This is a genomic window from Nostoc sp. TCL26-01 (genome assembly GCF_013393945.1).
Lineage (GTDB): Bacteria > Cyanobacteriota > Cyanobacteriia > Cyanobacteriales > Nostocaceae > Trichormus.
Map to the genome: position 1 here is coordinate 5148685 of NZ_CP040297.1, position 25241 is coordinate 5173925.

The following is a 25241-nucleotide window of genomic DNA, read 5'->3' on the forward strand; positions in this document are numbered from 1 at the left end:
AATCATGCAAGAAGTAATGCGATCGCAACTGAAACCTGAGATTCAAGTTTTTGCTAATCCTGAAACTCTTACCCAAACTGCCGCCGCCGAGTTTGTTCGACAAGCCGATCAAGCGATTCAAGCACGAGGACGATTTACGATCGCTCTCTCTGGCGGTTCAACTCCCAAAAGTCTTTACGCATTGCTAGCAACTCAACCCTGGCGCAGTCGAATTCTCTGGAATCAAGTTCATCTATTTTGGGGAGATGAACGTCACGTTCCGCCAAGCGATCCCAGTAGTAACTTTCGGATGACTCAGGAAAGGCTGCTATTTCAAGTTCCCATTCCCCAGGAGAACGTGCATCGCATTAAAGCTGAAAATCCAGATGCCAAAGTAGCCGCCGCCGAGTACGAGCAAAACTTGAAACAGTTCTTTGAGTTGGGCGAACATCAATTTCCTCGCTTCGATTTAGTATTGTTGGGCATGGGGTCTAACGGACATACTGCGTCTCTTTTTCCTGGCACTGATGCGGTTCGGGAACAGACTCGTTTAGTCGTTGCATCTTGGATAGAAGAGTTAAATAGCTATCGCATTACTCTTACACCACCAGTGTTGAACAATGCTGCCTGCGTCATCTTTTTCGTCACTGGATCTGAAAAAGCAACAATGCTAAAGACGGTTTTAGAAGGTCAGTATCAGCCCGATCGCTTGCCCGCACAAATCATTCGTCCGACTCAAGGCAAAGTGGTATGGATGGTCGATCAAGCGGCAGCAAGTTCGTTATCTCCTAACTAAATCATGTAATCCATTAGACATCTGGTGAAAATAAATGTAGAGACGTTGCACTGCAACGTCTCTACAAGGATTTCTAAATCAACCGCGATCGCAGCTTTGCATGACAGCAAACGACCCGAACAAATGAAGACATGATCAACTTACAAGGAAAAGTGGCTTTAGTCACAGGTAGCAGTCAGGGAATTGGGCAAGCCATTGCTATTCATCTGGCACAGGAAGGAGCCGATATTGTCATTGATTACCGTTCCCACCCAGACGGTGCGAAAGAAACGTTGGCAAAGGTAGAAGCCGCAGGACGTAAGGGGCACATTGTCCAAGCTGATTTAAGCTTAGTCAGCAATGTTCGCAAGCTTGTATTTGAGGGCGTTCAGCATTTTGGTAAGCTGGATATTCTAGTCAATAATGCGGGAATTGATGGCAAAAATGCCGACTTTTGGAACATTACTGAAGCAGATTACGATCAGGTACTCAACATCAATCTCAAGGGAACATTTTTCACCACCCAAGCCTTTGTAAAGCATCTAATTGAGACGAAACGAACGGGAAAGATTATTAACATCAGTTCCGTCCACGAAGAAATGGCGTTTCCTCACTTTACCTCTTACTGTGCCAGCAAAGGCGGTGTGAAGATGATGATGCGAAATCTAGCAGTAGAATTAGGCTCGATGGGAATTACGATTAACAATATTGCTCCAGGAGCGATCGCAACCCCGATTAATACCAAACTTCTCAACGATCCTGTGAAGTTGAATTCCCTCAAACAAAATATTCCTCTGGAACGGCTAGGTAAACCAGAAGATATTGCACCAATGGTCGCATTTCTCGCGTCCTCGGCTGGTGATTACATCACTGGATCGACTTTCTTTGTCGATGGTGGCTTGATTCGGAATTATCATGAACAGTAGAATTTCCCATGACGCAAGAAGAAACAAGGCTGGCAGATGATCGCGAACGATGCGCTTACTGGAAACGTTGGGGCCCATACCTGAGCGAAAGACAGTGGGGAACGGTCAGAGAAGACTATAGCGCTACTGGAGAAGCTTGGGAGTATTTTCCTCACGACCATGCTCGATCGCGTGTCTATCGTTGGGGAGAAGACGGTATTGCCGGGATCTCTGATACTCATCAGCAGTTATGTTTTGCGATCGCGCTGTGGAATGGAGAAGATTCCATCCTCAAAGAGCGGATGTTTGGCTTAACGGGTAATGAGGGCAATCACGGGGAGGATGTCAAAGAGTATTACTTCTATCTAGACAATACTCCCACTCATTCCTATATGAAGTATCTTTACAAATACCCCCATCAGGCTTTTCCTTACACTCAATTAGTGGCAGAAAATCGCCGCAGAAGCAGACAAGAGCCTGAATTTGAACTACTGGATACAGGCATATTTAACGAAGATCGTTACTTTGATGTATTCGTTGAGTATGCCAAAGCATCCCCGGAAGATATTTTGATTCAGATCGAAGTTATCAATCGGGGATCGGAAACTAAAACGCTACATCTGCTACCGACACTCTGGTTTCGCAACATTTGGGCTTGGAAAGTTGGACAGGAAACCCCCTGGCTAAAGGTCAGTCAAACAACATCTGATTTCAGTGTCATTGAAGCGTTTCATGCAACGCTGGGAACGCGATGGTTGTACTGTGAGGGGATTCCTAATTTATTGTTTACAAATAATGAGACAAATTCCGAACGATTATTTGGAGTTACTAACCCCTCACCCTACGTTAAAGATGGCATTAATGATTATCTAATTCAAAACCGTAAAGCAGCGATTAATCCCAACCAAACTGGAACAAAATGCTCGGCTCATTATCAGCTAGTCATCGCTCCTGGTGAAATGCAAACGGTACGGCTGAGATTGAAAGACTCGCAATCTTCTCTCAACTTTGGCGAGGAATTTGAGACAACCTTTGGCGATCGCAAACTTGAGGCAGATGAATTCTATCACCGCATTTGTCCTTTTTCATTGTCTGAAGATATGCGAAATGTTCAACGACAGGCATTTGCTGGAATGTTGTGGAATAAGCAATTCTATCATTATGTAGTACATGATTGGCTCAATGGCGATCCTGCAACTCCCACACCGCCAGCAGAGCGCAAACGAGGTAGAAATCATGATTGGACGCACCTTTATAACGATGATGTTCTCTCAATGCCCGACAAATGGGAATATCCTTGGTTTGCGGCATGGGATTTAGCTTTTCACTGTATTCCTCTGACTATGCTAGATCCAGAGTTTGCCAAACGCCAGTTGAGTCTTTTGATGCGAGAGTGGTATATGCACCCAAACGGACAAATTCCGGCTTATGAATGGGCATTTGGTGATGTTAATCCTCCCGTTCATGCCTGGGCTGCATTGCGAGTCTATCAAATTGAAGGAAAAATTTATGGTCGTAGCGATCGCGCTTTTCTAGAGCAAGTATTTCAAAAACTACTGCTCAATTTTACTTGGTGGGTGAATCGCAAAGATATTGAGGGTAAAAATGTTTTTCAAGGAGGATTTTTAGGATTAGATAATATTGGAGTATTTGATCGCAATGTATCGCTACCCAATGGGGGATATATCAATCAGGCAGATGGCACTAGTTGGATGGGAATGTATTGCCTGAATATGTTAACGATCGCGCTAGAGCTAGCTCAAGAGGATTCAACTTATGAAGACATTGCTAGCAAGTTTTTTGAACACTTTCTCTATATTGCCGATGCTATTGATGGAGTCGGTGAAGCCGAGTTAGCCCTTTGGGATGAGGTAGACGGGTTTTATTATGATGCCTTGCATCTACCTGATGGTCGTCACTTCTTGATGAAGGTGCGATCGATGGTGGGACTAGCTCCATTATTTGCTGTTACCGCTTCAGAACTGGAAACACTGGAAAGATTTCCCAACTTCAAACGACGGGTTGAATGGTTCAGGCAAAATCGTCCAGATTTGACCCAAAATGTTGTTTGTTTAGAAACAGAAGGTGTAAAAGCCAGAACTCTGCTGGCGATCGCTGGGCAGAATCAGTTACGGCGCATTCTGTACAGGATGTTAGATGAAAATGAATTTCTGGGATCTTATGGTATTCGCGCGCTCTCCAAATTCCACGCGAACAACCCCTACGTTATAAATGTTAACGGCAACGAATATCGAGTCGATTACGAACCTGCGGAATCTACAACTGGTATTTTTGGTGGCAATTCCAATTGGCGCGGACCCGTGTGGTTTCCCATGAATTACCTCATAATCGAGTCCTTGCAGAAGTACCACCATTATCTAGGCGATGATTTTCAAGTGGAATGTCCGACTGGATCGGGTCAAATGATGACACTAAAGCAGGTGGCGAATGAACTGTCAGGGCGATTGATTCGGACATTTTTAACCGATGAAACTGGACGGCGATCGATCTATGGAGGAACGGAAACTTTTCAAACTAATTCAGATTGGCATGACCTGATTTTATTCTATGAATACTTTCAGGGTGATAACGGAGCAGGCATCGGAGCAAGTCATCAAACAGGCTGGACAGGGTTAGTGGCAAAATTGATCCAGCAACAGGCAGAGTACAGTGGAGACAGTTTCAAATCATAGATATAAGAAAGCCTTGTTCTACAAGGGTTTCCGTGTTTGGATCTGTATCAGATTTTTAGTGAATTGGTATCAGAGGTAGCAGAAATACCTTCTACTCCTACTGATGTTTCAATTTCACCAATTTGTTGATGCCATTTACGTGTATATCAGTGATGACAAAGATGTAGTATGAGCCTACAAGATCATTCAGCAGTTGTAGAGTTGGGTTGTTTGTAAGGCAATAGTCTCTTTGGGTATATCCAGATGCTAAGGAGTTAAAAAATCTAAATGAGCGCCTGATTGCGATCGCAATTGTTCTGGAGTACCTTGCATTTTCACTTTACCCTGTTCTAATAGTACAATCCAATCAGCGCGATTGATAACTCTGGGACGGTGACTAATTAAAATGGTGGTCTTGCTTTGGCGATAAAATAACAGTTTATCCAAAACATAAGTCTCACTTACAGGATCGAGATTAGCTGTTGATTCATCTAAAATTAGGATTGGTGGATCAGTAACAATTGCTCTTGCTATTGCCAATCTTTGCCTCTGTCCTCCTGAGATACTTGCGCCAAATTCCCCCAAAACAGTTTGATATTTGTCTGGTAGTTTACTAATAAATTCATCTGCTTTTGTTAGCTGACAAGCTGTGACAATTTCTTCAAAAGTTATGTGGGGCGCACCTAAGCGAAAGTTAGCAATAATTGAACGACTCCAAAAGTGAGGTTCTTGCGGAATTAAAATCACTTGCTGGCGCAGGCAATCAACACAAATATCTTGTCGATTATAAATACCAAAACGAATATTACCAGACTCTAAGTTATAAAGTCCAGCTATGAGTTTGGATACCGTACTTTTACCACAGCCAGATTCACCAATTAAAGCAACTACCTGACCACCTGGAATAGTTAAGGAAAAGTTTTCTAATAAGACAATTTGACCAGGATAGTTAAAATTGATTTCGGAACAAACTATATCAGCATTAGCAGCTATCCTAACAAAGGGTTTTTGAAAATCTTCTTGCTCTATTTCTGGATGAGCATCAATTACTTCATTTAAACGTTCAGCAGCTGATTTTATCCAAATAAGTTGATTAATAATTACTACTAAATCAGTCATTAAGCGAATCACATTTTGAGTCAAACTATAAGCAGCTACTAATTGACCAATGCTAAGTTCTTTAGCAAACACTAATTGGCTACCAAACCAAATTATGCCAACGCTACCCAGAACCGAAGTAATATCAGAGAAGGTTTGGTTGGTAATTGCTAATTGGATAGCACGAAATGTTAAGTTTGCTACACTACTAGAACGCATTTGAAATTCTTCCCAAAGTTGTGGCGCTGCTGTAGTAGTTTTGAGAGTAATTGCCCCTTTAAAGGTTTCAACTAAAATTGCTTGATTTTCACCTTCTTGAGCTAATATTTGTTTAGTTTTTTGCCGCAAAATTGGGAAAATCACAATAGTTGATACCATCATTAAAGCAATAAGAAAAGTAACAATTAGCATTAATTTCCAACTATAAAACAGTAGTAATCCTAGAGAGGATAAAGCAATAAAAAATTCACTAGGTAAACTAACAAATAGTTGGGAAATCACATTTCTAATGCGTTGAATATCATGCAGTCGGCTGATAATTTCACCACTTCGATGGGTTTCATAATAAGTTAGTGGCAGTACTAAGATTTGGCGCACAAATTCTAAAACTAAACCTAACTCCAACCGTTGAGCAAAGTGTGCTATTAAGCTAGACTGCACGAGTCTGAGACTGCTACTGATGAGACTCATCACCACAACAGCAATTACTACAGCATTGAGGAGCCGAGTATCTTGCCTAACTAGCACATCATCAGTCAAGATTTGCATGAAGAAGGGAGAAGTCAGGGCAATTAGACCAACAACAAAGTTAAGCAACAATGCTTCCGCCAGAATTAGCCTATAAGGTAAAATACGGCGCAAAAAATGTGCTACACCGTGAACTTGATCGTCTTGTTGTTCTGCAAGCCTTGCCTGGTCTGCCTCTAACAACAACATGATGTAGTTTTGCCAGCCTTTGGTTAGTTCTTCACGAGATAAATAACGCACACCAATTGCTGGGTCAGCGATGACATACTTATTGCCTTGCTTGCCATATAGCACTACCCAGTGATAGCCCAACCAGTGAATAACTGCAGGCAAAGGCATAGTATCGAATTGGTCTAAAATTTCTGGTGTAGCTTTCACTCCTTGGGCGTTGAAACCCAGTGCTTCGGCTCCTCTCCTCAACCCTAATAAAGTAGTTCCCTGTTGCCCAGTACCGACGACTTCGCGGATGTGACTAATTGCTAGGGTAAGACCGTAGAATTTGGCAACAGTAGCTAAGGATGCTGCCCCACAGTCGGATTCGGCAAGTTGTAAAACACATGGATATTTGGCAAATCTGACCATTTTACAGAATTAACTGGTAGACTACATCGCCTAAATCATAACCGTGTATTTCTCAACTTGGTACTAGCGTATAAACACGTAATTTAAAAGTTTTAATAAAGTCTTCTTCAACGAACTGACACTTAACTTTCTTGTCAGCTATAAAGTTAAGTAACGCAGTGTTATTTATAGCAAAGCTTACTGGATTTGAGTTCAAATCGTAAAGTTAGCTATAAGTCATAAATCACAGCGTTAAAAGCTCAAAATCACCCTTAACCAAAATCCAAGGATTACTTATGTTGAACAAAAAAGAAGCTAAAAAAAACGATAAAAAGCCTAACTTAGGATCTTTACCAGTTGTGTCCCTGAATGAAAAAGAAATGTCTAACGTTTCTGGTGGAGCCTGGTTCCGAGTTGGACCATAAACTGTTGTCGATTATAAGTCTTAATTGACAGCGTTAAAAGCTCAAAATAATCCACAAAAAAACCAAGGATTACTTAATGTTGATCAAAAAGCCAGCTAAAAAAGACACTAAAAATCCTAGCTTAGGATCTTTACCAGTTGTGCCTTTAAATGAGAAGGAAATGTCTAAGGTCTGTGGTGGCCCTTCTCAATACTTATAAATTGTTGCCACAAAGGCAAAATTCAGAACTACAGGGTTGAAAATACTATAACTCTGTGTAATGTATTTTAAGATACGTAATATCAGCCTGGAGTGTGTTTTAAATTACCTCTCCAGGTTTTTTGTTAGCCATTCGCTAGGTGACACTATTTTATGTACACTGACCCTCATCCAGACTTACTCCGTCCAATTCGCAGCGATCAATTTCTGCCTCAGATTAGTCTTTGGACAACTTTGGGGGGGTTATTACTAGTGGGGACTGTGGGTGCTGCGATCGCTCTTGCGGCAATTACCGAGTACGATGTCACTGTGAAAGCACCTGCGACAATCCGTCCTTCTGGGGATATAAGGTTAGTGCAAGCTGCTGAGGAAGGAACTATAAAAAAGATTCTGGTGAGAGAAAATCAACAAGTAAATGAAGGAGATGCGATCGCTACTATCGATAACTCCCAATTATCAACCAAAAAAAGGCAAATAGCAGGTAATATCCAGCACAATCAGTTACAGATTGGGCAAATTACTGCTCAACTTAATGTACTACAAACTCAAATTACGGCTGAGTCGAATTTAATGCACCGAGCGATCGCATCCGCACAAGCTGACTTAGTTCGTAACAAACGAGATTATCAAGATAGACTAATTACAAGTCAGACACAAGTACAAGAAGCAAAAGCAGTCTTAGACTTAGCTAAAGAAGAACTATTACGATATCAGCAGTTGGGAAAGACGGGTGCAATCTCTACTCTGCAAATTAAGGAAAAAGAACAAAATTTTAAAGCTGCTGTTGCTAGACTAGAAGGCTTCAACGCCGAACTAAATCCCGTTGATGCTAATGTGGCGATCGCTACTGAGCGCATTGCTCAAGAAAAAGCTAAAGGTGAATCTACTCTTGCTAATTTAAATCAAGAACTCCAAGAACTCATTCGCCGTCGAGTAGAAATTCAAAATCAAATTAGCGCGGATCAAATGGAATTACAACAAGTTTCTACAGAACTGCAAAAAACTATAATTCGTAGTTCCGAGACAGGTACTATCCTGAAGCTGGAATTAAGAAATTCTGGACAGGTGGTGCGTGTTGGGGATGCGATCGCGCAAATTGCACCCAATAAAGCCCCGTTGCTAGTGAAAGCTCGTATTGCTGCTGCTGATATTAGCAAGGTTCGGCTATGCCAAGAAGTACAAGTAACACAATGTACACAGGGAAAAGTAATTATGCGGCTTTCTGCCTATCCTTACCCGGATTATGGCACACTTAACGGTGCTGTCAGAAGCATGACTAGCGACGCGATTATTCCTCAAAATAATAGCAATATTCAATCTGCACCTTACTATGAGGTAACAATCCAGCCTGATAGGCTTAATCTGATTAAGGGTAATCAATCCTATCCTATTCAAGCTGGTATGGAAGTTACCACTGATATTATTTCTCAACAAGAAACTATTCTGACGTTTATGCTGAGAAAAGCAAGGTTAATAACAGATTTGTAGACTGACCATAACACAGTAGGGTTTAAGAAGAAGCTGACGGATATTAGAATCATCAAATTCAGGTACTTTCTGACCTCTGAAGGGAAACTGGCTCAACTGTTTTGCATTTTCCAGTAGTTTGTACCTAACTTCTCGCGGCTTCTGGATTATTTGAGCCAATATACCTGACAATATCCACATGAACAAAAGGGATACTTAAGATTGTCGGGAGCCAGATACACGGAAACGGGTACGTCCAGTTCTCAATGAGAGGGGCAGATAATACTCCCCCTCGACCTAACTGCCAGCCATAAATGTAATACACTTGTTCATCTGTTGACGCATGGTATCAGCATCAGCATGAAATCTCCGCCCATGACCTGGCAGTACCCATTCAAACGAGTAACTAGCTAAATGACGCATTGATTTTGTCTGTTCTTCCCAAGAATACCAACAGACATCGTGAAATGCCACTAACTGATGCAAACTTTCTGACCAAGCAAGATGGTCGCCAGTGAAAAGAAATTTGTTTTTATATAGTAAAACTGTATGTCCTTTGGTATGACCAGGAACAGGAATAATTAGCAACTCTGGAGTCAAAGCAAATGCTTCTTTTGCAGTTAGCTGTATTTCTACATTTCTAGTATCCGCAGTAATTTCTTCGGTGTGGAGAATACGCTGACACTGGAAATGTTCAGCAAATTTTTGATGGTCTGCTACATCATCTCTGTGAGTTAAATACATATAACGAATTCCACCCATTTCTTCTATACGCTTGACTAATGGTGCCAAAAATTGGGGAGAATCTACTAAGATGTTACCTTCCTCAATTTGAATCAAATAACTAGCTGCACCGTAAGATTTTTCTGAATGATAACCACAGTGATAGACATTTTCATCGACTAAAATTGGAAAACTTTGTTGAGCAACTTTGATATCATATGGCTTCTCAACTGTGCCAATAGAATTAGTAGGGCAAGCTAAAAGTGCTTGGAGTGCCGCTAATCTTTCCACTTCATTTTGTGGCTGATGATATACTGCTGACTGTTGATTGATACGAGAAAATATTTGTGATGCCATCCAACGACACGTATCACAATCTATACAAGTAGTATCTACATAAAAATCACCGTTGGTATTTTCACGGCGACGTATATCTAAATGAGCCATGTCATCTCCGTACGCACAATACTTGCTAAATGCGCGATAAATTCTTATATTTCTAAGTTAGCAAAAGAGGCTTCTACTCACAGATGCCGTTAGGTATAGATCCTGTCGTTAATCTGTCAACAGTGACAAATAATTAGTTAATGTACAAGTTTTAAAAGCGGGTGATGGGACTCGAACCCACGACGTTCACCTTGGGAAGGTGACATTCTACCACTGAATTACACCCGCATATACTAAATATTTGATGTATCATATCACTTTTTCATGGCGATCGCTAGTATCCACACCGCCATCAGCTCATGACTTGCACACTTGAGTCACACCGCTTGCGGACATCAGATCACTGTCACATTGTAAATATTTATGGCATATAGATACTGACGAAATACGACAAGTGTCGTATTTAGGCTATTTTGCACACAAATTCTCAAACCAGCTAGCACTCTCACTGATACCTGAGTTACAAAAGGATAAATCTGAATAGTCTCCTATCCTCATCGGTTGACCCTGATGATGTGTTTTGACCATAACCAATCCAGAATTTCTATCCAAATCGAGCAACTGATATGTTCAACGCCACTGAAATTTTAATTGATGCTTTTGTCAAACAAATACGCGAAGGCTACAGCCGCACATATGGCTGCTTAAAACATGATTATCAAGACATCATTGCTTGGGCTGGTAGCATGGCTTTAGAAAACATTGCCAACAGTGATGCCCTCTATCACAATGTTGAACACTCAATCTTAGTTACCCTCGTCGGACAAGAAATTTTACGTGGTAAGCACATCCGTGAAGGTGGTGTCTCTAGTGAAGATTGGTTACATTTTGTGATTTCTTTGGTGTGTCATGATATCGGTTATGTGAAAGGAGTCTGCCGACAAGACCAAGAAAGCGCTTGTTTATATGCCACCGGGAAAAATGGCAGAATGATTTCTCTAACTCCTGGGGCTTCTGATGCCAGTTTGACCCCTTATCACGTTGACAGAGCTAAACTATTCATTGATGAACGTTTTGGGGGTCATAAACTAATAGACGCTGAGGTAATTAAAAGTAACATTGAATGGACTCGTTTTCCTGTACCCACAGCCGAGGATCATCAAGATACGACGAGTTTTGCTGGTTTAGTCCGGGCTGCTGATTTAATCGGCCAATTGAGTGACCCGCGTTACTTGAAAAAAATTACATCTTTGTTCTATGAATTTGAAGAAACCGGTATCAATAAAGTTTTAGGCTACGACACACCAGCCGATTTACGCAAGAACTATGCCAAATTTTACTGGAATGGCGTTCATCCTTATATTAAAGATGGACTACGTTATTTATCTTTAACTCAGCAAGGCAAACAAATTTTAGCTAATCTCTATTCAAATGTGTTTTTGGTAGAACATGAAAAAACTCAAGAAGAACATCTCTACTTAGTTGAGCAACTCCATGCTTAGTCAATAGTCAACAGTCCATAGTCAAAAGGAAAAAGTTATAAACCTTAACTATTGACCCTTGACTATTAACTATTGACCCTTGACTATTAACTATTGACCCTTGACATTTGACTCAAAATTATGAATTGGTGGCAAAGACTTCAGAAAAATCCTTTGGCGCGATTTGGGGCAATTTTACTGTTAATTTTTTATGTAGCGGTGATTGCAGCTGATTTCATCGCTCCCTATGACCCTTACGCCTCACAACCAAATGGTTCGCTGCTACCACCAACTAAAATTTATTGGGTTTCCCAAACATCAGGTCAGTTTATCGGCCCTCATATTTATCCCACAACTCAAGGTGACACTAATTTAGAAACAGGCGATCGCCAACTCATCGTAGACTTAAAAAAGCCTTCGCCCGTGCGTTTATTTGTTGCGGGGCCAGAATATCGACTGTTGCAGCTGACTCTACCACTACCACCCAAGTGGGAAGAAACTACAATCATCCCAGGTATTCCCTTAAACTGGCATTTATTCGGCGCAGATAACGGAGCTAAATTAAATATTCTCGGTACTGATGAACAAGGCCGTGACCAGTTCAGTCGTCTGCTACATGGTGGACGCATCAGTATGTTTATCGGTATTATCGGAGTAATAATTACCTTTCCCCTCGGTTTGCTCATAGGTGGGATTTCTGGCTATTTCGGCGGTTGGACTGATAGCATCATTATGCGTGTGGCAGAGGTACTGATGACCTTCCCCAGCATTTATCTTTTAGTCACATTAGGCGCTGTTTTACCTGCTGGTTTGAGTAGCAGTGAACGCTTTTTACTCATTGTCTTGATTACCTCTGTCATTAGCTGGGCTGGTTTAGCTAGGGTAATTCGCGGACAAGTACTCTCAATTAAAGAACGAGAATTTGTCCAAGCAGCTAGGGCTATGGGTGGTAATCCCATCTATATTATTGTTCGTCACGTTTTGCCCCAGACTGCCACATATATCATTATCTCTGCTACCTTGGCAGTTCCTAGCTTTATCGGTTCAGAAGCAATACTTAGTCTCATCGGTTTGGGCATTCAACAACCAGACCCATCCTGGGGTAATATGTTGTCTCTAGCAAGTAATGCTTCTATCATAGTACTGCAACCTTGGTTAATTTGGCCGCCAGCCGTGCTAATTATCCTCACAGTCTTGGCTTTTAACTTACTAGGTGATGGTTTAAGAGATGCACTTGATCCTCGCAGTTTACGTCGTTAGTCGAGTAGCCAAAAATTAAAATATTCTTCCTAAGAGGGTGTTGGAAAAGTTTCAGTAGGTATAAAAATGTCATTCTGACTGGAGCGGAGCGTCAGGAAGAATCTAGGTTTTGTGGCACATACCGAGATGTTTCATTCCGCTACGCTGCATTCAACATGACAAAGAAACAGACTTTTCAAACGTCCTCTAAACCTCATCTATGTCGAAACCTAGAGTTTTTTTTAAAAGATTTATTTATGTAGGTTGGGTGGAGTGAAACGCAACCCAACATTACCATCTTATTTATGTTGGGTTACGCTATCTACGGTTCTCTTAAACAAAATTAATTACACATATCGTCTTCCTGTAACCTGTAACCTGTTCCCTCTCTTCACAAATGAATTTAATTTTGTGCGACTACTTATTTAAAGTTAAGAAAAGGTTAATGAAAAGACAAGAGAGGATCTTGTGTGTTTTCCCTGAAGCTATGGGATTTTTAACTAGTTATAATTTTAAGAATTGTTACTTTCTTATATAAAATTTAAGTATGGAAAAACCACTGCTTTTGATACTTTGTACAGGTAATTCTTGCCGGAGTCAGATGGCAGAAGGGTTTTTAAAAGAATTAGCTGATGATTTATTGACAGTACAAAGTGCAGGGATGAATCCAGCCGCCAAAGTTCATCCTTTAGCAGTGAGAGTGATGGAAGAAATCGGTATAGATATTTCTAAAAATACTTGTAAGCATCTTAACTTATTTTTAGACAAAAAAATCGATACTGTAATTACAGTCTGCGATCATGCTGACCAAAGTTGTCCTTCCTTACCTGCGGCTGTAAAACGTCATCACTTCAGCTTTCCTGACCCCGCAGAAGCAACAGGAACCGAAGCCGAAAAACTGCAAATATTCCGACGAATTCGAGATGATATTAGTAAGTTACTCTTAGCATATATAGCAGGAAGACGTGATGCCCTTTAATACTCTTAGTAGGAGTTATGGGTATGTTAGTTAACTCATCTAGTTTGCCTTTAACTATGTTTACTGCCCTAGCAGAGCGTAAAGATTTGTTGATGGCTTTAACAGATAGATTGGGACGTATTGAGTGGGTTAATCAAGCCTTTGTAGAACGCACTGGGTTAGCAGCAAATTCCCTAATGGGACAGAAATTTTTTGCTGTCTTGGGTTCTCACTCTCAATTGAATGTCCAACAAGCTTATATTCGTGAACAATTGCTTAAAGGCGAAAGCTTTAAGTTTGAACTTTCTTATCAAACACATGACGAAAGAGTGTGTTGGTTATTAGTAGATGGACAGCCAATACATGATGCAGAAGGAATAACTAGTAAGTATGCTGTCATGTCTACTGACATTACCTTACGGAAGTTAACAGAACAAGATTTAGAACAAACTCGTCAAAGGCTCAAACGCTTAGTAGAAAATGTCAAATTAGTCCCTTGGGAAGCTGAAGGTGTCACTCGTCAATTTACTTATGTAGGGCCACAAGCTACTGAGTTGTTTGGTTATGATTTGGCACAGTGGTATGAACCAAATTTTTGGTATGCACACATCCATCCAGAAGATTTACCGCAAGTAATTGCTCATCAAGAAAATAGCATACCAGAGAAGAATCATTATGTGATTGAGTATCGATTTTTGAGTGCTGATGGTAGCTGGATTTGGTTAAAAGATATTGTGAATATTTTGCTAGCCTCTTCTACTATACAGAAGATAAAAACAGAAGATAATGTTACTCGATTTTTAGGCTTTTTGATAGATATTAGCGATCGCAAACAAACAGAATTATCTTTACAGAAAGTACTATATCATTTAGAACAGACGAATCAAGAGTTAGAACTTCGCGTCCAGCAGCGTACTGTTGCTTTGACTCAAGAAAAAGAGAAATTAGAACAAACTTTGACAGAGTTAAAAAAAACTCAAACTCAATTGATTCATAGTGAAAAAATGTCTAGTCTAGGTCAACTAGTCGCCGGGATTGCTCATGAAATTAATAATCCAGTTAACTTTATCTACGGTAATTTGATTCCGGCTACTGAATATACAGAAAACTTACTACAACTGTTGCAATGTTATCAGCAAAATTATCCTGATCCAAACTCTCAAATACAAACAGCGATCGCAGACTTAGAAATTGAATTTATTATGGAAGATTTACCCAAGTTGTTATCTTCTATGAATGTGGGTACTAATCGGATTCGAGACATTGTTTTGTCATTACGAAATTTCTCTCGTCTGGATGAAGCGGAAGTCAAAGAAGTAGATATTCATGAAGGTATTGACAGTACACTAATGATTTTGCAAAATCGCCTCAAAGCTAAATCTAATTGTCCGGAAATTCAAGTTGTTAAAGAATACGGTGAATTACCGTTGATAGAATGCTATGCAGGACAAATTAATCAGGTATTTATGAATATTCTGGCTAATGCTATTGATGTTTTGGAAGAGTCAATAGTCAATGGTGAGATAGTGCCTTCCTGTCGCCTCGCGTCGGAAAGCAACTATCTAACCCGTAAGGGTCAACAGTTAATGATTAATCATCTTGAACTAGGGAATAAACCACAAATTCATATTAGTACTCGACTCTCTCAGGAACAACAAGTACTGATTTGTATTGCTGATAATGGCCCTGGGATGATTGAGGAAACCAGAAAGCGTCTTTTTGACCCATTTTTCACGACTAAGCCTGTTGGCAAAGGTACTGGGTTGGGATTGTCTATTAGTTATCAAATTGTGGTGGAAAAGCATCAAGGGAAGATTGAGTGTCATTCTGAAGTGGGACGAGGGACGGAATTTATTATTTCCATACCTATTAAACAAAGCAAACAAGCTATTGATGTTGTGAAAAAAATTTAATTTTCTCGATTCATTGTTTGATATAAAAACAATAATGTACACTCCCAAACAAGACGCGGTTGGGCATAGGCAAATAGGTATTTGCGAGTTGATTCTAGTTGGTTAATTATTTCTGGTTGATGCAAGCTTTGCCAATATGACTGTTGTAAATAATCAACTAACCAGAGTTGCGCTTCTGTATCTAAATCTTTGTCGATACTTTTGGCTAATTCTAAACCATGGCGATAAGATTTAGGCACTGTGGTGAGATTTTCGAGTAACTCTGAGGGAATGAGTTGTAATTGTTCGTAGGAGGCGATCGCATTCCCTGGACTGCCAGCTGCTATGCTCAAAATGGTGGGATACTGGAAAATTGCTTGATTGCCTGTTTGCTGAAGTACCTGAGTTAAAGACTGTGTATCTAAGGGATAAAAGGGAATCTTTTGACAGCGTGACACCAAGGTCGGCAATACAGACTCAGGAGAAGGTGCAATTAAGATGATAGTAGCTTGTCCTGGTTCTTCTAGAGTTTTTAGTAAAGCATTGGCTGCTGGTTCAGCCATTGTTTGCGCTTCCTCTAGTATGACCAAATTTCTCGGTGCTTCCAGGGGAGGACGACTGAGAAACTCGGTAATTTCTCGAATTTGTTCTAAGCGAATTAACGGTGGTGCTTTGCGCTTGAGTTTTTTTTCGGCTGCTTCTGCGGCGGTGAGTCTTTGTCCTTGGTATTGATAAGTCGGCTGTACCCACAACAAATCAGGGTGGTTCCCTTGTTGTAGCCGATGTTGTAGAGATGGTACGAGTTCAGGTTCGACAACACTAGCAAACAACAACTCCACAAAACACCGTGCGGCTAAACTCCGTCCTACACCATCTGTTCCTACAAACATATAGGCTGGGGCGACTCGATTTTGTCTCACAGCCTGAGTTAGTAACTCGATAGCTTGCTGTTGTCCTATCAGTGGTGCGAACGGGTTATTCATTACATTTAGGGTAACTCCTTCAGATGTGCGCGTAAAATTGCTTGAATAGTATGGTGGACAACTTCTTTACTCAAACTGCCATCAACCCGAAAAATACGTGTAGGAGAAGATGCAGCTAAGTCTGCGTAGCCTTGTTGGACACGACGGTGGAAAGCAATTGTCTCTTGTTCTATCCGATCTAATCCTACCGCTTCCCCACGTTTGCGAGCTAACCCCACCTCCACATCAACATCCAACCAGATGGTAATGTCACTTGTTAACTCACCAGTAGCAATACTATTTAACTGAGTGATTAAATCCATATCCAAACCCCGACCATAACCTTGATAGGCAATGGTAGAATCAGTATAGCGATCGCATAAAATATATTTCCCTTTTGCCAAGTTTGGTTTAAGTTCTTGGGCAACGTGTTGTGAGCGATCGGCAGCGTATAATAATAATTCTGTCACCTCGGCAATTGGCTTATTCTCTGCTTTTTCCAGCAACAACCGCCGCAAATCCAAACCTAACTCCGTTCCCCCTGGTTCACGGGTAAGAATCACAGCAATGCCCAAACTCTGCAACCACTCTGCACAAAGCTGCATTTGGCTAGTTTTACCGCAACCTTCCACCCCTTCAAAGACAATTAATTTGCCACCCATGCTGTTTTAATCTTCACTGACGCTTTCTTACGCTACCAGTTAAGTGTGCGGCAAGGTTAACATTATAGTCTGTTAATTTTTAGTTGTTGGTAAAAGTTGGTATTTAACTATAATTCATTAATTGTTACTAAACCGCCTTCTGTGAATTGGATAACTAGTTCATAACCTCTCAATAAAGCAGTTCCTAATAAAGGTCGTCTTCCTGTCGCCAAGACTCGGACTTCTTTTTCTTCACCATTCCAGAGAATCAAAGCTTGATGTAACGGTATATCTATCCAACTATTATCGGCTAAATTTGCAGGCATATCATATAAAAATGGCAACCCTATTAACGCAATTGCTTCTGGTGGTAGACACAGGTAATCAGTAAACCCTGTGTCAATAACAAATTCAATCGAAAAATCAGGTTGATATGGTAGACGAAATACAACGTTAACAGTTGCATATTTACCCTTAAAAATACCAGAAATCACTTAGTATCGCGCTCCATATACCCATTGAATGAAGCAGCTACTTTATAGCCTATACAGATCCCATAAAGTCGTGCAAAGGGGTTCTTTTTGCGTAAGGCACGCGCTGATTCTATGCCTAATTCATCAACTGCATATTCACCAGTTTCTATATCAATAATTACCATTTTACCGATGTTGTCATCAGTTTCCACCTGCTGACGAATGCCGTCTTCATAGAGTTTTTTAGCACGTTTACCAACTTCTTCACGACTTAAAAGTATCGTTTGCACAGTCTTGCTCCTTTATTAAAACTATATTCTGTTAAATTTATCAGAAATAGTCCACTACCGCAGCAATAGAAGCAGCAATATCTTCCATCAATTCAGGTGAACATACACCAATTTTACGGATTAGTCTTTGCACATCCATACCGCGCAATTGCAAAACATCTACAGCAGAAGTTTTTGTTAAATTATTAGTGGTATCTGGTTCAAGTTTGATATGCCAAATATTATCAGAGTAGTATTCTTTCCAATCTGTAATTGGTGCAATTAATTTAATTGGTAATTTACCAACACTATCAGAACTTACCACCACAGCAGGTCTGATTTTTTTGATTTCTACTCCCAGTGTTGGGTCAAAATTAGCAAGCCAAATATCACCTCGTTTAGGGGTAGGAGAGCTAGTAGTCAAGCAAATCTCCTGTCTCTAATTCTTGCCACTCTTTATCTTGTTGGTAATGTAGTAACATTTGCTCTGCTTGTTCTGCTAGTATGCGTCGCCGTTCTTCTAATGGCAACTTCATAAACTCACTTCGGTTGATTTTGTGGGATTTTATGGTTATGTCTACCCTTTCAATTTGTGTGTTCTCTTTCTGAGTAGTAAATTTTGATGTTTCCATAAATTGATGATAATTACTGGCTTGTGTTGATCGTAGCTTATGAGAGGATATTTTGTGTTAGCGTAGCTTACAGTAAGTATTGCTTCCCTTAAGGCATGACTTATCTTCCAGTTAAAATAATTCCGTAGCCAATAATCTACCCTCAATTGGCTCATACTCATCTTCTAGTAACCATGACTTCAAGAAAATCTACATCTTGCGCTATTCAAAAACTCAAACTGACCTATGGCTTCTATTTGCTACGTTGTCTCTAATGAGAAAATAATTACCTCAGTTGATGTTTTTGTCCACACAAATAAGTTTTGTTTCTCAATATCTAAGTCAATCGCTACTGCTTCTATTTGATTTAGAGTCTTATTTTCATCCCTATATTTTATTAGTGTAGTAAATTGACCAACTTCTAAACTTGGTTCGCTAATTATAAATTTTACTGGTCGATTAAGCTTGTCTGGTTTCCATCTAGCTATTCCAGTATGTTTTATGCTCTCAGTATGATACTTAGTCACAAATTTATTGTCTATATCGTTCCACCATGCAGTAATTATCTGAGATTGTCTTTTATATTTTTCTGTATTATCACAGTACCAACGAATAGAGTTATTACTATACCTGATTGCTTCTATGACTTTTTCTTCCCAATTCTCATCATCTGGGTTTATACTAACCATACGCCCTTCAGATTTTGAGCGATCTATATAGGTATAAAAGGCTTCAGTATCTTCTCTATGCGTGAGAACATAACGACGTAGTTCATCGAGATTCATATCTTGATACTTTGCTAAAGTCATGCTCTATTCTCCAATTATTTATATTCTCCACTCGGTTCAATCTCAAACTCTAGATTTTCTCCACCAAGTACGTATAAATTACCTGTACGTTCGTCTAGTCTCACCAGTTCTATACTTTTATATATTTTAGTAAGTTGATAACAAATTCGATAGAGTGTTTGAGTTTGTTCGTTTGTGGGTTTCATTTACCCTGTGGTTGGTATATTTATTATAGATTGTTCAATTGACAGTATAAAGGCTTACGAGAGTATGCTGTGCGTTAGCGTCGCTTACCGTAGGTATCGCCTCTCGTGCTGCATAACGTATCGCTCCATTTAGCATAATTCATTAGCCAATAGCTTACCTTCAACTGGTTCATACTCATCTTCTAGTAACCATAACTTAGCTGTTTCATAATTATTGCTAGAAAATACAACTTTATAACCCTGTGCTGGATCATAAATTTGACAGTTTTGCTGACTATCGCACATTAATAAAAGAACATATGGAGGAGACAACATAGGATCTATCCATACTTCTGTAAATTCCCAGTTATTTCTCATCTAGATAAACCTAACTTCTGGCTGCTTCTCTGACTACTTCTGTATCTAGTTTTAATCTTTCGGCTATTTGCTGGATACTTAATCCTAACTCTAGCAAAACAGGTACTATTTTTAACTTAGCCTGTAGTTCTCCTTCTTCAAACGCTTCTTGATAAACTTTAGTGTCTCGGATCAAGTCTAAATTCAGCATGGCTTCTACTTCTTGACGGCTTAAATTAGGAAGTTTAAGATTGTTTGTTAAAAGCTAATAATAATAACTTTTACATTTGTAAGTAATTTTACTATGTTTTTCTAAAAATAACACCCGCTTAAGAACCGTAACAATTCGGTGGCATAGAGATAAAATTACGGTGACGATGTAATTTAGAATGTACAGTTACTTATTTATGTAGCCATTAAAAATAGGTTACTTGCAATCACATATCAACTAGTCTCATCTATTACAAAATATGGATTTTATTGATCAAATAAAAGCTGTCTCTCAGCAAATTCCAAAACTAAAAGAGCAAGTCTTGACGGAAGAAGCTACCAAGAACGCTTTTGTAATGCCTTTCATTAACGCACTAGGGTATAACGTGTTTAATCCCACAGAAGTATGCCCTGAATTTACGGCTGATGTACCTGGTTTAAAAGGAGAAAAAGTAGATTATGCAATTAATATGAATGGTATTCCTATCATTCTTATTGAATGCAAATGGTGTAGTGCGAGTCTTGAACATCCAAAACATAGCTCACAATTACACAGATATTTCCACGCTACAGAAGCGAAGTTTGGTATCTTAACTAATGGTATTCTCTATAGGTTTTACACTGATACAGAGAAAACTAATGTTATGGATGAGAAACCATTCTTCGAGTTCAACATGATGGATTTTAATGAATCTATGGTGAATGAGCTTAAACGGTTTTCTAAAATAGCGTTTAATCCTGAGCAGATGGCAGATTTTGCCAAAAATCTTCTTTATACAAAAGAGATTAAACGCCTTATGGCAGAACAGCTTATTGAACCATCACCGGAATTTGTTAAATTCTTCGCCAGCCAAGTATATACAGGTAGATTAACTGTATCAGTCACAGATAAATTTACAGAGATTACAAAGCGTTCCCTTAAGGAATTTATTAATGACCGAATCACAGATAGATTAAAATCAGCTATTGATCTTCCTGACACTATAACTTCAGGCGCACAATCTACTTCTACTCAAGACACAGAAGTAGACACAGAAACAGATTCTTCCTTATCTGAGAATGAAATTCCGATAACAGAGGAAGAAATGCAAGGCTTTTTAATTGTGAAGGCTATTTTACGAGAAGTTATTGATATTAGCCAACTTCAATTTAGAGGTACAAAAAATTATTTTGGTATTAATCTTGATCATAAGGTATCTAAAACTGTTTGCAGACTATGGTTTAAATCCAATAAAAAATATATCGGCATTATTGATGTGGATGGCAAAGAAGCTAAAAAATCCATTTCGAGTCTAGATGAAATTTATGGATTAGTAGAAATTCTAAAGGATAGAGCAAAATATCTAACTCAAAATAGTTTAAAGCAGCCAAAAGCAGCAGATTTACATGAGTCATAGTTACTGATATCACTAGAATCAAAAAAAGAGAAGCGGTAGAGAATAAATTTCTCTACCGCTTGCTAATTATTACTTGAGAATCAAATCCCAAATTTAACTATGACTCAACACCTTGGGGTAATAATTCCCGGCGCTGTTGAGAACTGACTTGGACATTGCCGTTTTCATCGACATCAACTAGGGCTGTATCGCCATCTTTGATGCGACCGGAGAGAATTTCTTCTGCTAGGCTATCTTCCAAGAGGCGCATAATTGCTCGGCGTAATGGTCTTGCGCCGTAGCTGGGACTGTAGCCTTCTTGGATGAGGCGGTCTTTGAAGCGATCGCTAACTTCTAGAGTAATACCTTTTTCTGTCAAGCGACCAAATACTTCTCTGAGCATGATTTCGGCGATTTGTGTCACCTCTTCTTTGTTCAGCTGACGGAAGACGATAATCTCATCCAAACGGTTGAGAAACTCTGGACGGAAGTACTGCTTGAGTTCTTCGTTTACCAAAGTCTTGATCCGGTTGTACTGTGATTCGCCTGCATCTTCAGTAAATTCAAAGCCAATACTCGAAGCGCCTTTTTCAATTACCTTGGAACCGATATTGGATGTCAAAATCAGCAAGGTATTTTTGAAGTCTACGGTGCGTCCTTTAGCATCGGTTAACCGACCGTCTTCTAAAATTTGCAGCAGCATATTGAAGACATCGGGGTGAGCTTTTTCGATTTCGTCGAACAGCACCACGGTGTAAGGACGACGGCGTACAGCTTCGGTTAATTGTCCACCTTCGTTATAACCAACATAACCAGGAGGGGAACCAATCAACTTACTGACGGTGTGGCGTTCCATGTATTCGGACATATCCAGGCGGATCATCGCTTCTTCTGAGCCGAAGAAGTAGGAAGCCAAGGATTTAGCCAACTCGGTTTTACCAACACCAGTTGGACCGGAGAAGACAAAGCTAGCAATGGGTCGGTTGGGATTTTTCAAACCGACACGAGCGCGACGAATGGCTCGTGACACTGCTTTCACCGCATCTTCTTGACCGATTAAGCGCTGGTGCAAGGTGTCTTCCATGTGCAACAGCTTCTCGGATTCGGATTCGGTGAGCTTGTTAACAGGGACACCCGTCCAGGAAGCGACGATATGAGCAATGTCTTCTTCAGTGACTACAGGTTCTTCGCCTTCTGTCCCGGAAGCATTGGTTTTGCTTTGAGCGATCGCCCGGATTTCGGCTTTGATTTCCATTTCCCGATCGCGCAGTTCCCCAGCTCTATCAAAGTCTTGGGAACGGACTGCATCATCTTTTTCTTTTAAGATTTGGCGCAGTTCTTTATCTAACTCTTTCGCTGCGGGGGGCAGTTGGGAGTTGATCAACCGCACGCGCGAACCAGCTTCGTCAACCAAGTCGATGGCTTTGTCTGGCAGATAGCGATCGCTAATATAACGATCTGATAATTTCGCCGCCGCAACTAAAGCTTCATCGGAGATTTTCAGCTTGTGGTGTTGCTCGTAGCGATCGCGCAAACCATATAAAATTTCTATTGTTTCATCGACGGAGGGTTCACCGACCATCACTGGTTGGAAGCGGCGTTCTAATGCTGCATCCCGTTCGATGTGCTTGCGGTACTCATCCAGGGTGGTTGCACCGATACATTGCAGTTCCCCTCTGGCCAACGCTGGCTTGAGGATATTTGCCGCATCAATTGCCCCTTCTGCTGCACCTGCACCAATGAGGGTGTGTACTTCGTCTATTACGAGAATTACATTACCCGCCTGGCGAATCTCATCCATGATTTTCTTCAGGCGTTCTTCAAATTCACCCCGGTATTTGGTTCCAGCGACCAATAAACCGATATCTAGTGTCACCACCCGCTTATCTTCAAGGATGTCGGGGACATCTTTATTAGCGATGCGTGATGCTAAACCTTCGGCGATCGCGGTTTTACCAACCCCAGGTTCACCAATTAATACTGGGTTATTTTTTGTCCGGCGACCCAAAATCTGAATCACACGCTCGATTTCCTTGGCGCGTCCCACCACTGGATCGAGTTTGTTATCCGTAGCCATTTGGGTTAGGTTCGAGCCAAATTCATCCAGAGTAGGTGTTTTGGTGCGTCCCGATTGCCCGGTCGCAGAAACCTCGGCGGTTTCTCCCAACATCCGGATGACTTGGGTTCTGACTTTCGATAGATCCACCCCAAGATTTTCTAGCACCCTGGCTGCAACACCTTCCCCTTCCCGGATCAGGCCCAACAGCAGATGCTCGGTGCCAATGTAGTTATGCCCTAATTGGCGCGCTTCTTCTAGGGATAGTTCCAGAACCCGCTTTGCCCGTGGCGTAAACGGAATTTCCACGGCCACAAAGCCTGAACCCCGGCCTATGATTTTTTCTACTTCAATGCGAGCGTCTTTGAGATTGACACCCATCGATTTCAGCACCTTGGCCGCAACTCCCGTACCTTCCCCAATCAAACCCAGGAGGATTTGCTCGGTTCCAACGAAGTTGTGACCTAAACGGCGGGCCTCTTCTTGGGCCAGCATGATTACCTTAATGGCTTTTTCTGTGAAGCGTTCAAACATGGCATTTTTCCCATCACCTGCGTCGTGCCGGTACGCTGATTTTAGCACAGGCTAAGAGTTTGGATGCCTGTATCGAAAGATAATCAGCATCCAAGAGCTATCACACAAGTTGATGGCTTGGTTATTATTCCTTTATTGCTTTTGCCCTGCTGACTGTACTGAGGAGTTTGACTTTATCAGCATTTTTGGGCTTGACTAAATACAGACCAACTCTTAAGTTGGGGATTTTATTAAACGATCACAAATACCAATTATTAGCACAAGTACGTCACAAGAATCAATACCTTGCCAGAGGTAATATTTTATTCAAAATATTTTAGTTGCTGCTATTAAATATTCTGATGATTAAAGTTTCACAAAAATAGACATTTCCTCGTTAAGTTAGTTGTTTTCCATCTCGACAATTGAGACTGGGTGTGTAATCAATTCAAAATTCAAAATGACGCGACGCTCCTGCGTCGCTAACGCTGCGCTATCGCGGACTCGCTCTAAGCGTTCGCGTAGCGTCTCGTAGAGAAGCTATGCCGTTCGCGTTAGCGTCTCTGAAAGAGAAGGCTTTACGCTGCGCTAACAAAATTCAAAAAAAGACCTGGGGACTGGGAACTGGGAACTGGGAACTGGGAACTAATGACTATTGACCATTGACCATTGACTAATGACTATTGACTAATGACTATTGACTAAATCCCAAGAATATTTTTGAAGATTATCCACGACTATGTTGTGCCAGTGGTCTAATTTTGCTGGAAATTGGGGGTATTGCAGGTCGGGGAGCCAGAGGATTAGGGCATCTTCGCCGTTATCTTGGTAGTAGCGTCGCCGCCGACCGGCTGTTTGGAAGCCGAATTTTTGATATAAAGATATGGCTTGTAAGTTGGAGGCGCGGACTTCGAGGGTTGCTCGCTCCATGCCGCGATCGCCAGCTGTTCGCAAAAGGAAATATAATATAGCCTGTCCCAAACCTTGACGTTGATATTGAGGATGGACAGCCACAATTGTGATGTGGGCTTCCTCTAAAATTGACCAAAAACATCCCATGCCCAGTATTTTAGTGCTGGAAGTGGGAGAAACTAGACCAAGTAAATCACTGTTGGGGCTATCTATCTCTCGTTGATAGCCTTCACAAGTCCAAAGTCCACCAAAACAAGCTTGATCTAGTTCTACGATGGCATTTAAATCCTGAGCAGTTAATGATTTTAGGTTTAACTTTGATGAGATCACTTTTATTTGAATAAGATTACAAACCCTTTGTAAACTGGGATCGGGAGAATT

Annotated in this window: 24 protein-coding genes and 1 tRNA gene; 10 read left to right on the top strand and 15 right to left on the bottom strand. The window is 40.7% G+C overall.

Translation table 11 applies throughout. The annotated features are described in order from the left end of the window. Positions 1-4: 4 nt before the first annotated feature. The 3 genes from pgl (at position 5) to FD725_RS22220 (ending at position 4352) form a co-directional block, all read left to right on the top strand. On the top strand, positions 5-775 hold the full coding sequence (gene pgl / locus FD725_RS22210; RefSeq protein WP_179050156.1) for a 6-phosphogluconolactonase: 771 nt from the start codon (positions 5-7) through the stop codon (positions 773-775). 134 nt (positions 776-909) lie between these two features. After that, complete coding sequence (locus FD725_RS22215) at positions 910-1680, top strand: glucose 1-dehydrogenase (protein ID WP_179051645.1); 771 nt, start codon at positions 910-912, stop codon at positions 1678-1680. A gap of 8 nt (positions 1681-1688) precedes the next feature. Beyond that, positions 1689-4352: a glucosidase gene (locus FD725_RS22220; RefSeq protein ID WP_179050157.1), complete on the top strand. Its 2664-nt coding sequence runs from the start codon at positions 1689-1691 to the stop codon at positions 4350-4352. 246 nt (positions 4353-4598) lie between these two features. On the opposite strand, the gene FD725_RS22225 is transcribed toward FD725_RS22220, so the two are convergent. After that, complete coding sequence (locus FD725_RS22225) at positions 4599-6758, bottom strand: peptidase domain-containing ABC transporter (RefSeq protein WP_179050158.1); 2160 nt, start codon at positions 6756-6758, stop codon at positions 4599-4601. Positions 6759-7033: 275 nt separating this feature from the next. Between FD725_RS22225 and FD725_RS22230 the strand changes: the two genes are divergently transcribed. Further along, entirely contained in the window at positions 7034-7162 is a 129-nt protein-coding gene (locus tag FD725_RS22230; RefSeq protein ID WP_179050159.1) for a bacteriocin, read from the top strand. A gap of 351 nt (positions 7163-7513) precedes the next feature. Continuing rightward, complete coding sequence (locus tag FD725_RS22235; protein WP_179050160.1) at positions 7514-8848, top strand: biotin/lipoyl-binding protein; 1335 nt, start codon at positions 7514-7516, stop codon at positions 8846-8848. Between the two features lie 276 nt (positions 8849-9124). Here the strand turns inward: FD725_RS22235 and FD725_RS22240 are convergent, their stop codons facing one another. Both FD725_RS22240 and FD725_RS22245 read right to left on the bottom strand, forming a co-directional pair. Then, a complete protein-coding gene (locus tag FD725_RS22240; RefSeq protein ID WP_179050161.1) occupies positions 9125-9997 on the bottom strand; it encodes an MBL fold metallo-hydrolase in 873 nt (290 codons plus the stop codon). A 156-nt stretch (positions 9998-10153) separates the two neighbouring features. Beyond that, positions 10154-10225, bottom strand: a tRNA-Gly gene (locus FD725_RS22245). Positions 10226-10563: 338 nt separating this feature from the next. On the opposite strand from FD725_RS22245, the gene FD725_RS22250 reads away from it, so the two are divergent. The 4 genes from FD725_RS22250 to FD725_RS22265 all read left to right on the top strand — a co-directional run bounded on the left by FD725_RS22250 (position 10564) and on the right by FD725_RS22265 (position 15528). Then, entirely contained in the window at positions 10564-11439 is an 876-nt protein-coding gene (locus FD725_RS22250) for an Npun_R2479 family HD domain-containing metalloprotein (RefSeq protein WP_179050162.1), read from the top strand. Between the two features lie 120 nt (positions 11440-11559). Beyond that, a complete protein-coding gene (locus FD725_RS22255) occupies positions 11560-12678 on the top strand; it encodes an ABC transporter permease (protein WP_179050163.1) in 1119 nt (372 codons plus the stop codon). Positions 12679-13204: 526 nt separating this feature from the next. Next, on the top strand, positions 13205-13636 hold the full coding sequence (locus tag FD725_RS22260) for an arsenate reductase ArsC (RefSeq protein WP_179050164.1): 432 nt from the start codon (positions 13205-13207) through the stop codon (positions 13634-13636). A gap of 23 nt (positions 13637-13659) precedes the next feature. Beyond that, positions 13660-15528 (top strand): PAS domain S-box protein, encoded by a 1869-nt coding sequence (locus tag FD725_RS22265; RefSeq protein ID WP_179050165.1) that lies wholly within the window; start codon positions 13660-13662, stop codon positions 15526-15528. Here FD725_RS22265 and holB read toward each other — a convergent pair. The 10 genes from holB to FD725_RS22315 all read right to left on the bottom strand — a co-directional run bounded on the left by holB (position 15525) and on the right by FD725_RS22315 (position 20004). Beyond that, positions 15525-16490 (bottom strand): DNA polymerase III subunit delta', encoded by a 966-nt coding sequence (holB, locus tag FD725_RS22270; RefSeq protein WP_179050166.1) that lies wholly within the window; start codon positions 16488-16490, stop codon positions 15525-15527. The two genes, FD725_RS22265 and holB, sit on opposite strands and share 4 nt — an antisense overlap. A 5-nt stretch (positions 16491-16495) precedes the next feature. Further along, entirely contained in the window at positions 16496-17131 is a 636-nt protein-coding gene (tmk, locus tag FD725_RS22275; protein ID WP_179050167.1) for a dTMP kinase, read from the bottom strand. A gap of 107 nt (positions 17132-17238) precedes the next feature. Continuing rightward, the gene (locus FD725_RS22280; RefSeq protein ID WP_179050168.1) at positions 17239-17604 is read right to left on the bottom strand and encodes a clan AA aspartic protease; all 366 of its coding nucleotides are present in this window, start codon (positions 17602-17604) and stop codon (positions 17239-17241) included. After that, a complete protein-coding gene (locus tag FD725_RS22285; protein ID WP_179050169.1) occupies positions 17601-17873 on the bottom strand; it encodes a hypothetical protein in 273 nt (90 codons plus the stop codon). Before FD725_RS22285 ends, FD725_RS22280 begins: the two co-directional genes overlap by 4 nt. A gap of 40 nt (positions 17874-17913) precedes the next feature. Continuing rightward, positions 17914-18276 carry a type II toxin-antitoxin system PemK/MazF family toxin gene (locus FD725_RS22290; RefSeq protein ID WP_179050170.1) on the bottom strand — a complete coding sequence of 121 codons (363 nt, stop codon included), beginning with the start codon at positions 18274-18276 and terminating at the stop codon, positions 17914-17916. After that, positions 18266-18388, bottom strand: a complete 123-nt coding sequence (locus tag FD725_RS32655) for a hypothetical protein (protein WP_256871708.1) — start codon at positions 18386-18388, stop codon at positions 18266-18268. Before FD725_RS32655 ends, FD725_RS22290 begins: the two co-directional genes overlap by 11 nt. Before the next feature lie 335 nt (positions 18389-18723). Beyond that, on the bottom strand, positions 18724-19272 hold the full coding sequence (locus FD725_RS33010) for a hypothetical protein (protein ID WP_306296884.1): 549 nt from the start codon (positions 19270-19272) through the stop codon (positions 18724-18726). A gap of 14 nt (positions 19273-19286) precedes the next feature. After that, complete coding sequence (locus tag FD725_RS22305) at positions 19287-19457, bottom strand: hypothetical protein (protein ID WP_179050172.1); 171 nt, start codon at positions 19455-19457, stop codon at positions 19287-19289. Positions 19458-19586: 129 nt separating this feature from the next. Then, positions 19587-19814, bottom strand: a complete 228-nt coding sequence (locus tag FD725_RS22310) for a hypothetical protein (RefSeq protein ID WP_179050173.1) — start codon at positions 19812-19814, stop codon at positions 19587-19589. A gap of 10 nt (positions 19815-19824) precedes the next feature. Then, on the bottom strand, positions 19825-20004 hold the full coding sequence (locus FD725_RS22315) for an Rpn family recombination-promoting nuclease/putative transposase (protein ID WP_179050174.1): 180 nt from the start codon (positions 20002-20004) through the stop codon (positions 19825-19827). A 259-nt stretch (positions 20005-20263) separates the two neighbouring features. Between FD725_RS22315 and FD725_RS22320 the strand changes: the two genes are divergently transcribed. After that, a complete protein-coding gene (locus FD725_RS22320; protein WP_179050175.1) occupies positions 20264-21400 on the top strand; it encodes a type I restriction endonuclease in 1137 nt (378 codons plus the stop codon). A 97-nt stretch (positions 21401-21497) separates the two neighbouring features. Here the strand turns inward: FD725_RS22320 and FD725_RS22325 are convergent, their stop codons facing one another. Together FD725_RS22325 and rimI are read right to left on the bottom strand one after the other, a co-directional pair. Continuing rightward, positions 21498-23969, bottom strand: a complete 2472-nt coding sequence (locus tag FD725_RS22325; RefSeq protein WP_179050176.1) for an ATP-dependent Clp protease ATP-binding subunit — start codon at positions 23967-23969, stop codon at positions 21498-21500. Between the two features lie 666 nt (positions 23970-24635). Further along, positions 24636-25190: a ribosomal protein S18-alanine N-acetyltransferase gene (gene rimI, locus FD725_RS22330; RefSeq protein ID WP_179050177.1), complete on the bottom strand. Its 555-nt coding sequence runs from the start codon at positions 25188-25190 to the stop codon at positions 24636-24638. Positions 25191-25241 lie beyond the last annotated feature (51 nt).

What these genes read in the sequence shown, in the direction of transcription:
- FD725_RS22310 (WP_179050173.1), bottom strand. Translation starts at nt 19,814, where the DNA reads ATGAGAAATAACTGGGAATTTACAGAAGTATGGATAGATCCTATGTTG.
- FD725_RS22225 (WP_179050158.1), bottom strand. Translation starts at nt 6,758, where the DNA reads ATGGTCAGATTTGCCAAATATCCATGTGTTTTACAACTTGCCGAATCC.
- FD725_RS22255 (WP_179050163.1), top strand. Translation starts at nt 11,560, where the DNA reads ATGAATTGGTGGCAAAGACTTCAGAAAAATCCTTTGGCGCGATTTGGG.
- FD725_RS22265 (WP_179050165.1), top strand. Translation starts at nt 13,660, where the DNA reads ATGTTAGTTAACTCATCTAGTTTGCCTTTAACTATGTTTACTGCCCTA.
- FD725_RS22250 (WP_179050162.1), top strand. Translation starts at nt 10,564, where the DNA reads ATGTTCAACGCCACTGAAATTTTAATTGATGCTTTTGTCAAACAAATA.
- FD725_RS22230 (WP_179050159.1), top strand. Translation starts at nt 7,034, where the DNA reads ATGTTGAACAAAAAAGAAGCTAAAAAAAACGATAAAAAGCCTAACTTA.
- pgl (WP_179050156.1), top strand. Translation starts at nt 5, where the DNA reads ATGCAAGAAGTAATGCGATCGCAACTGAAACCTGAGATTCAAGTTTTT.
- FD725_RS22305 (WP_179050172.1), bottom strand. Translation starts at nt 19,457, where the DNA reads ATGAAACCCACAAACGAACAAACTCAAACACTCTATCGAATTTGTTAT.
- FD725_RS22240 (WP_179050161.1), bottom strand. Translation starts at nt 9,997, where the DNA reads ATGGCTCATTTAGATATACGTCGCCGTGAAAATACCAACGGTGATTTT.
- FD725_RS22320 (WP_179050175.1), top strand. Translation starts at nt 20,264, where the DNA reads ATGGATTTTATTGATCAAATAAAAGCTGTCTCTCAGCAAATTCCAAAA.
- FD725_RS22220 (WP_179050157.1), top strand. Translation starts at nt 1,689, where the DNA reads ATGACGCAAGAAGAAACAAGGCTGGCAGATGATCGCGAACGATGCGCT.
- FD725_RS22260 (WP_179050164.1), top strand. Translation starts at nt 13,205, where the DNA reads ATGGAAAAACCACTGCTTTTGATACTTTGTACAGGTAATTCTTGCCGG.
- FD725_RS22235 (WP_179050160.1), top strand. Translation starts at nt 7,514, where the DNA reads ATGTACACTGACCCTCATCCAGACTTACTCCGTCCAATTCGCAGCGAT.
- tmk (WP_179050167.1), bottom strand. Translation starts at nt 17,131, where the DNA reads ATGGGTGGCAAATTAATTGTCTTTGAAGGGGTGGAAGGTTGCGGTAAA.
- holB (WP_179050166.1), bottom strand. Translation starts at nt 16,490, where the DNA reads ATGAATAACCCGTTCGCACCACTGATAGGACAACAGCAAGCTATCGAG.
- FD725_RS22315 (WP_179050174.1), bottom strand. Translation starts at nt 20,004, where the DNA reads ATGCTGAATTTAGACTTGATCCGAGACACTAAAGTTTATCAAGAAGCG.
- FD725_RS32655 (WP_256871708.1), bottom strand. Translation starts at nt 18,388, where the DNA reads ATGAAGTTGCCATTAGAAGAACGGCGACGCATACTAGCAGAACAAGCA.
- FD725_RS33010 (WP_306296884.1), bottom strand. Translation starts at nt 19,272, where the DNA reads ATGACTTTAGCAAAGTATCAAGATATGAATCTCGATGAACTACGTCGT.
- FD725_RS22325 (WP_179050176.1), bottom strand. Translation starts at nt 23,969, where the DNA reads ATGTTTGAACGCTTCACAGAAAAAGCCATTAAGGTAATCATGCTGGCC.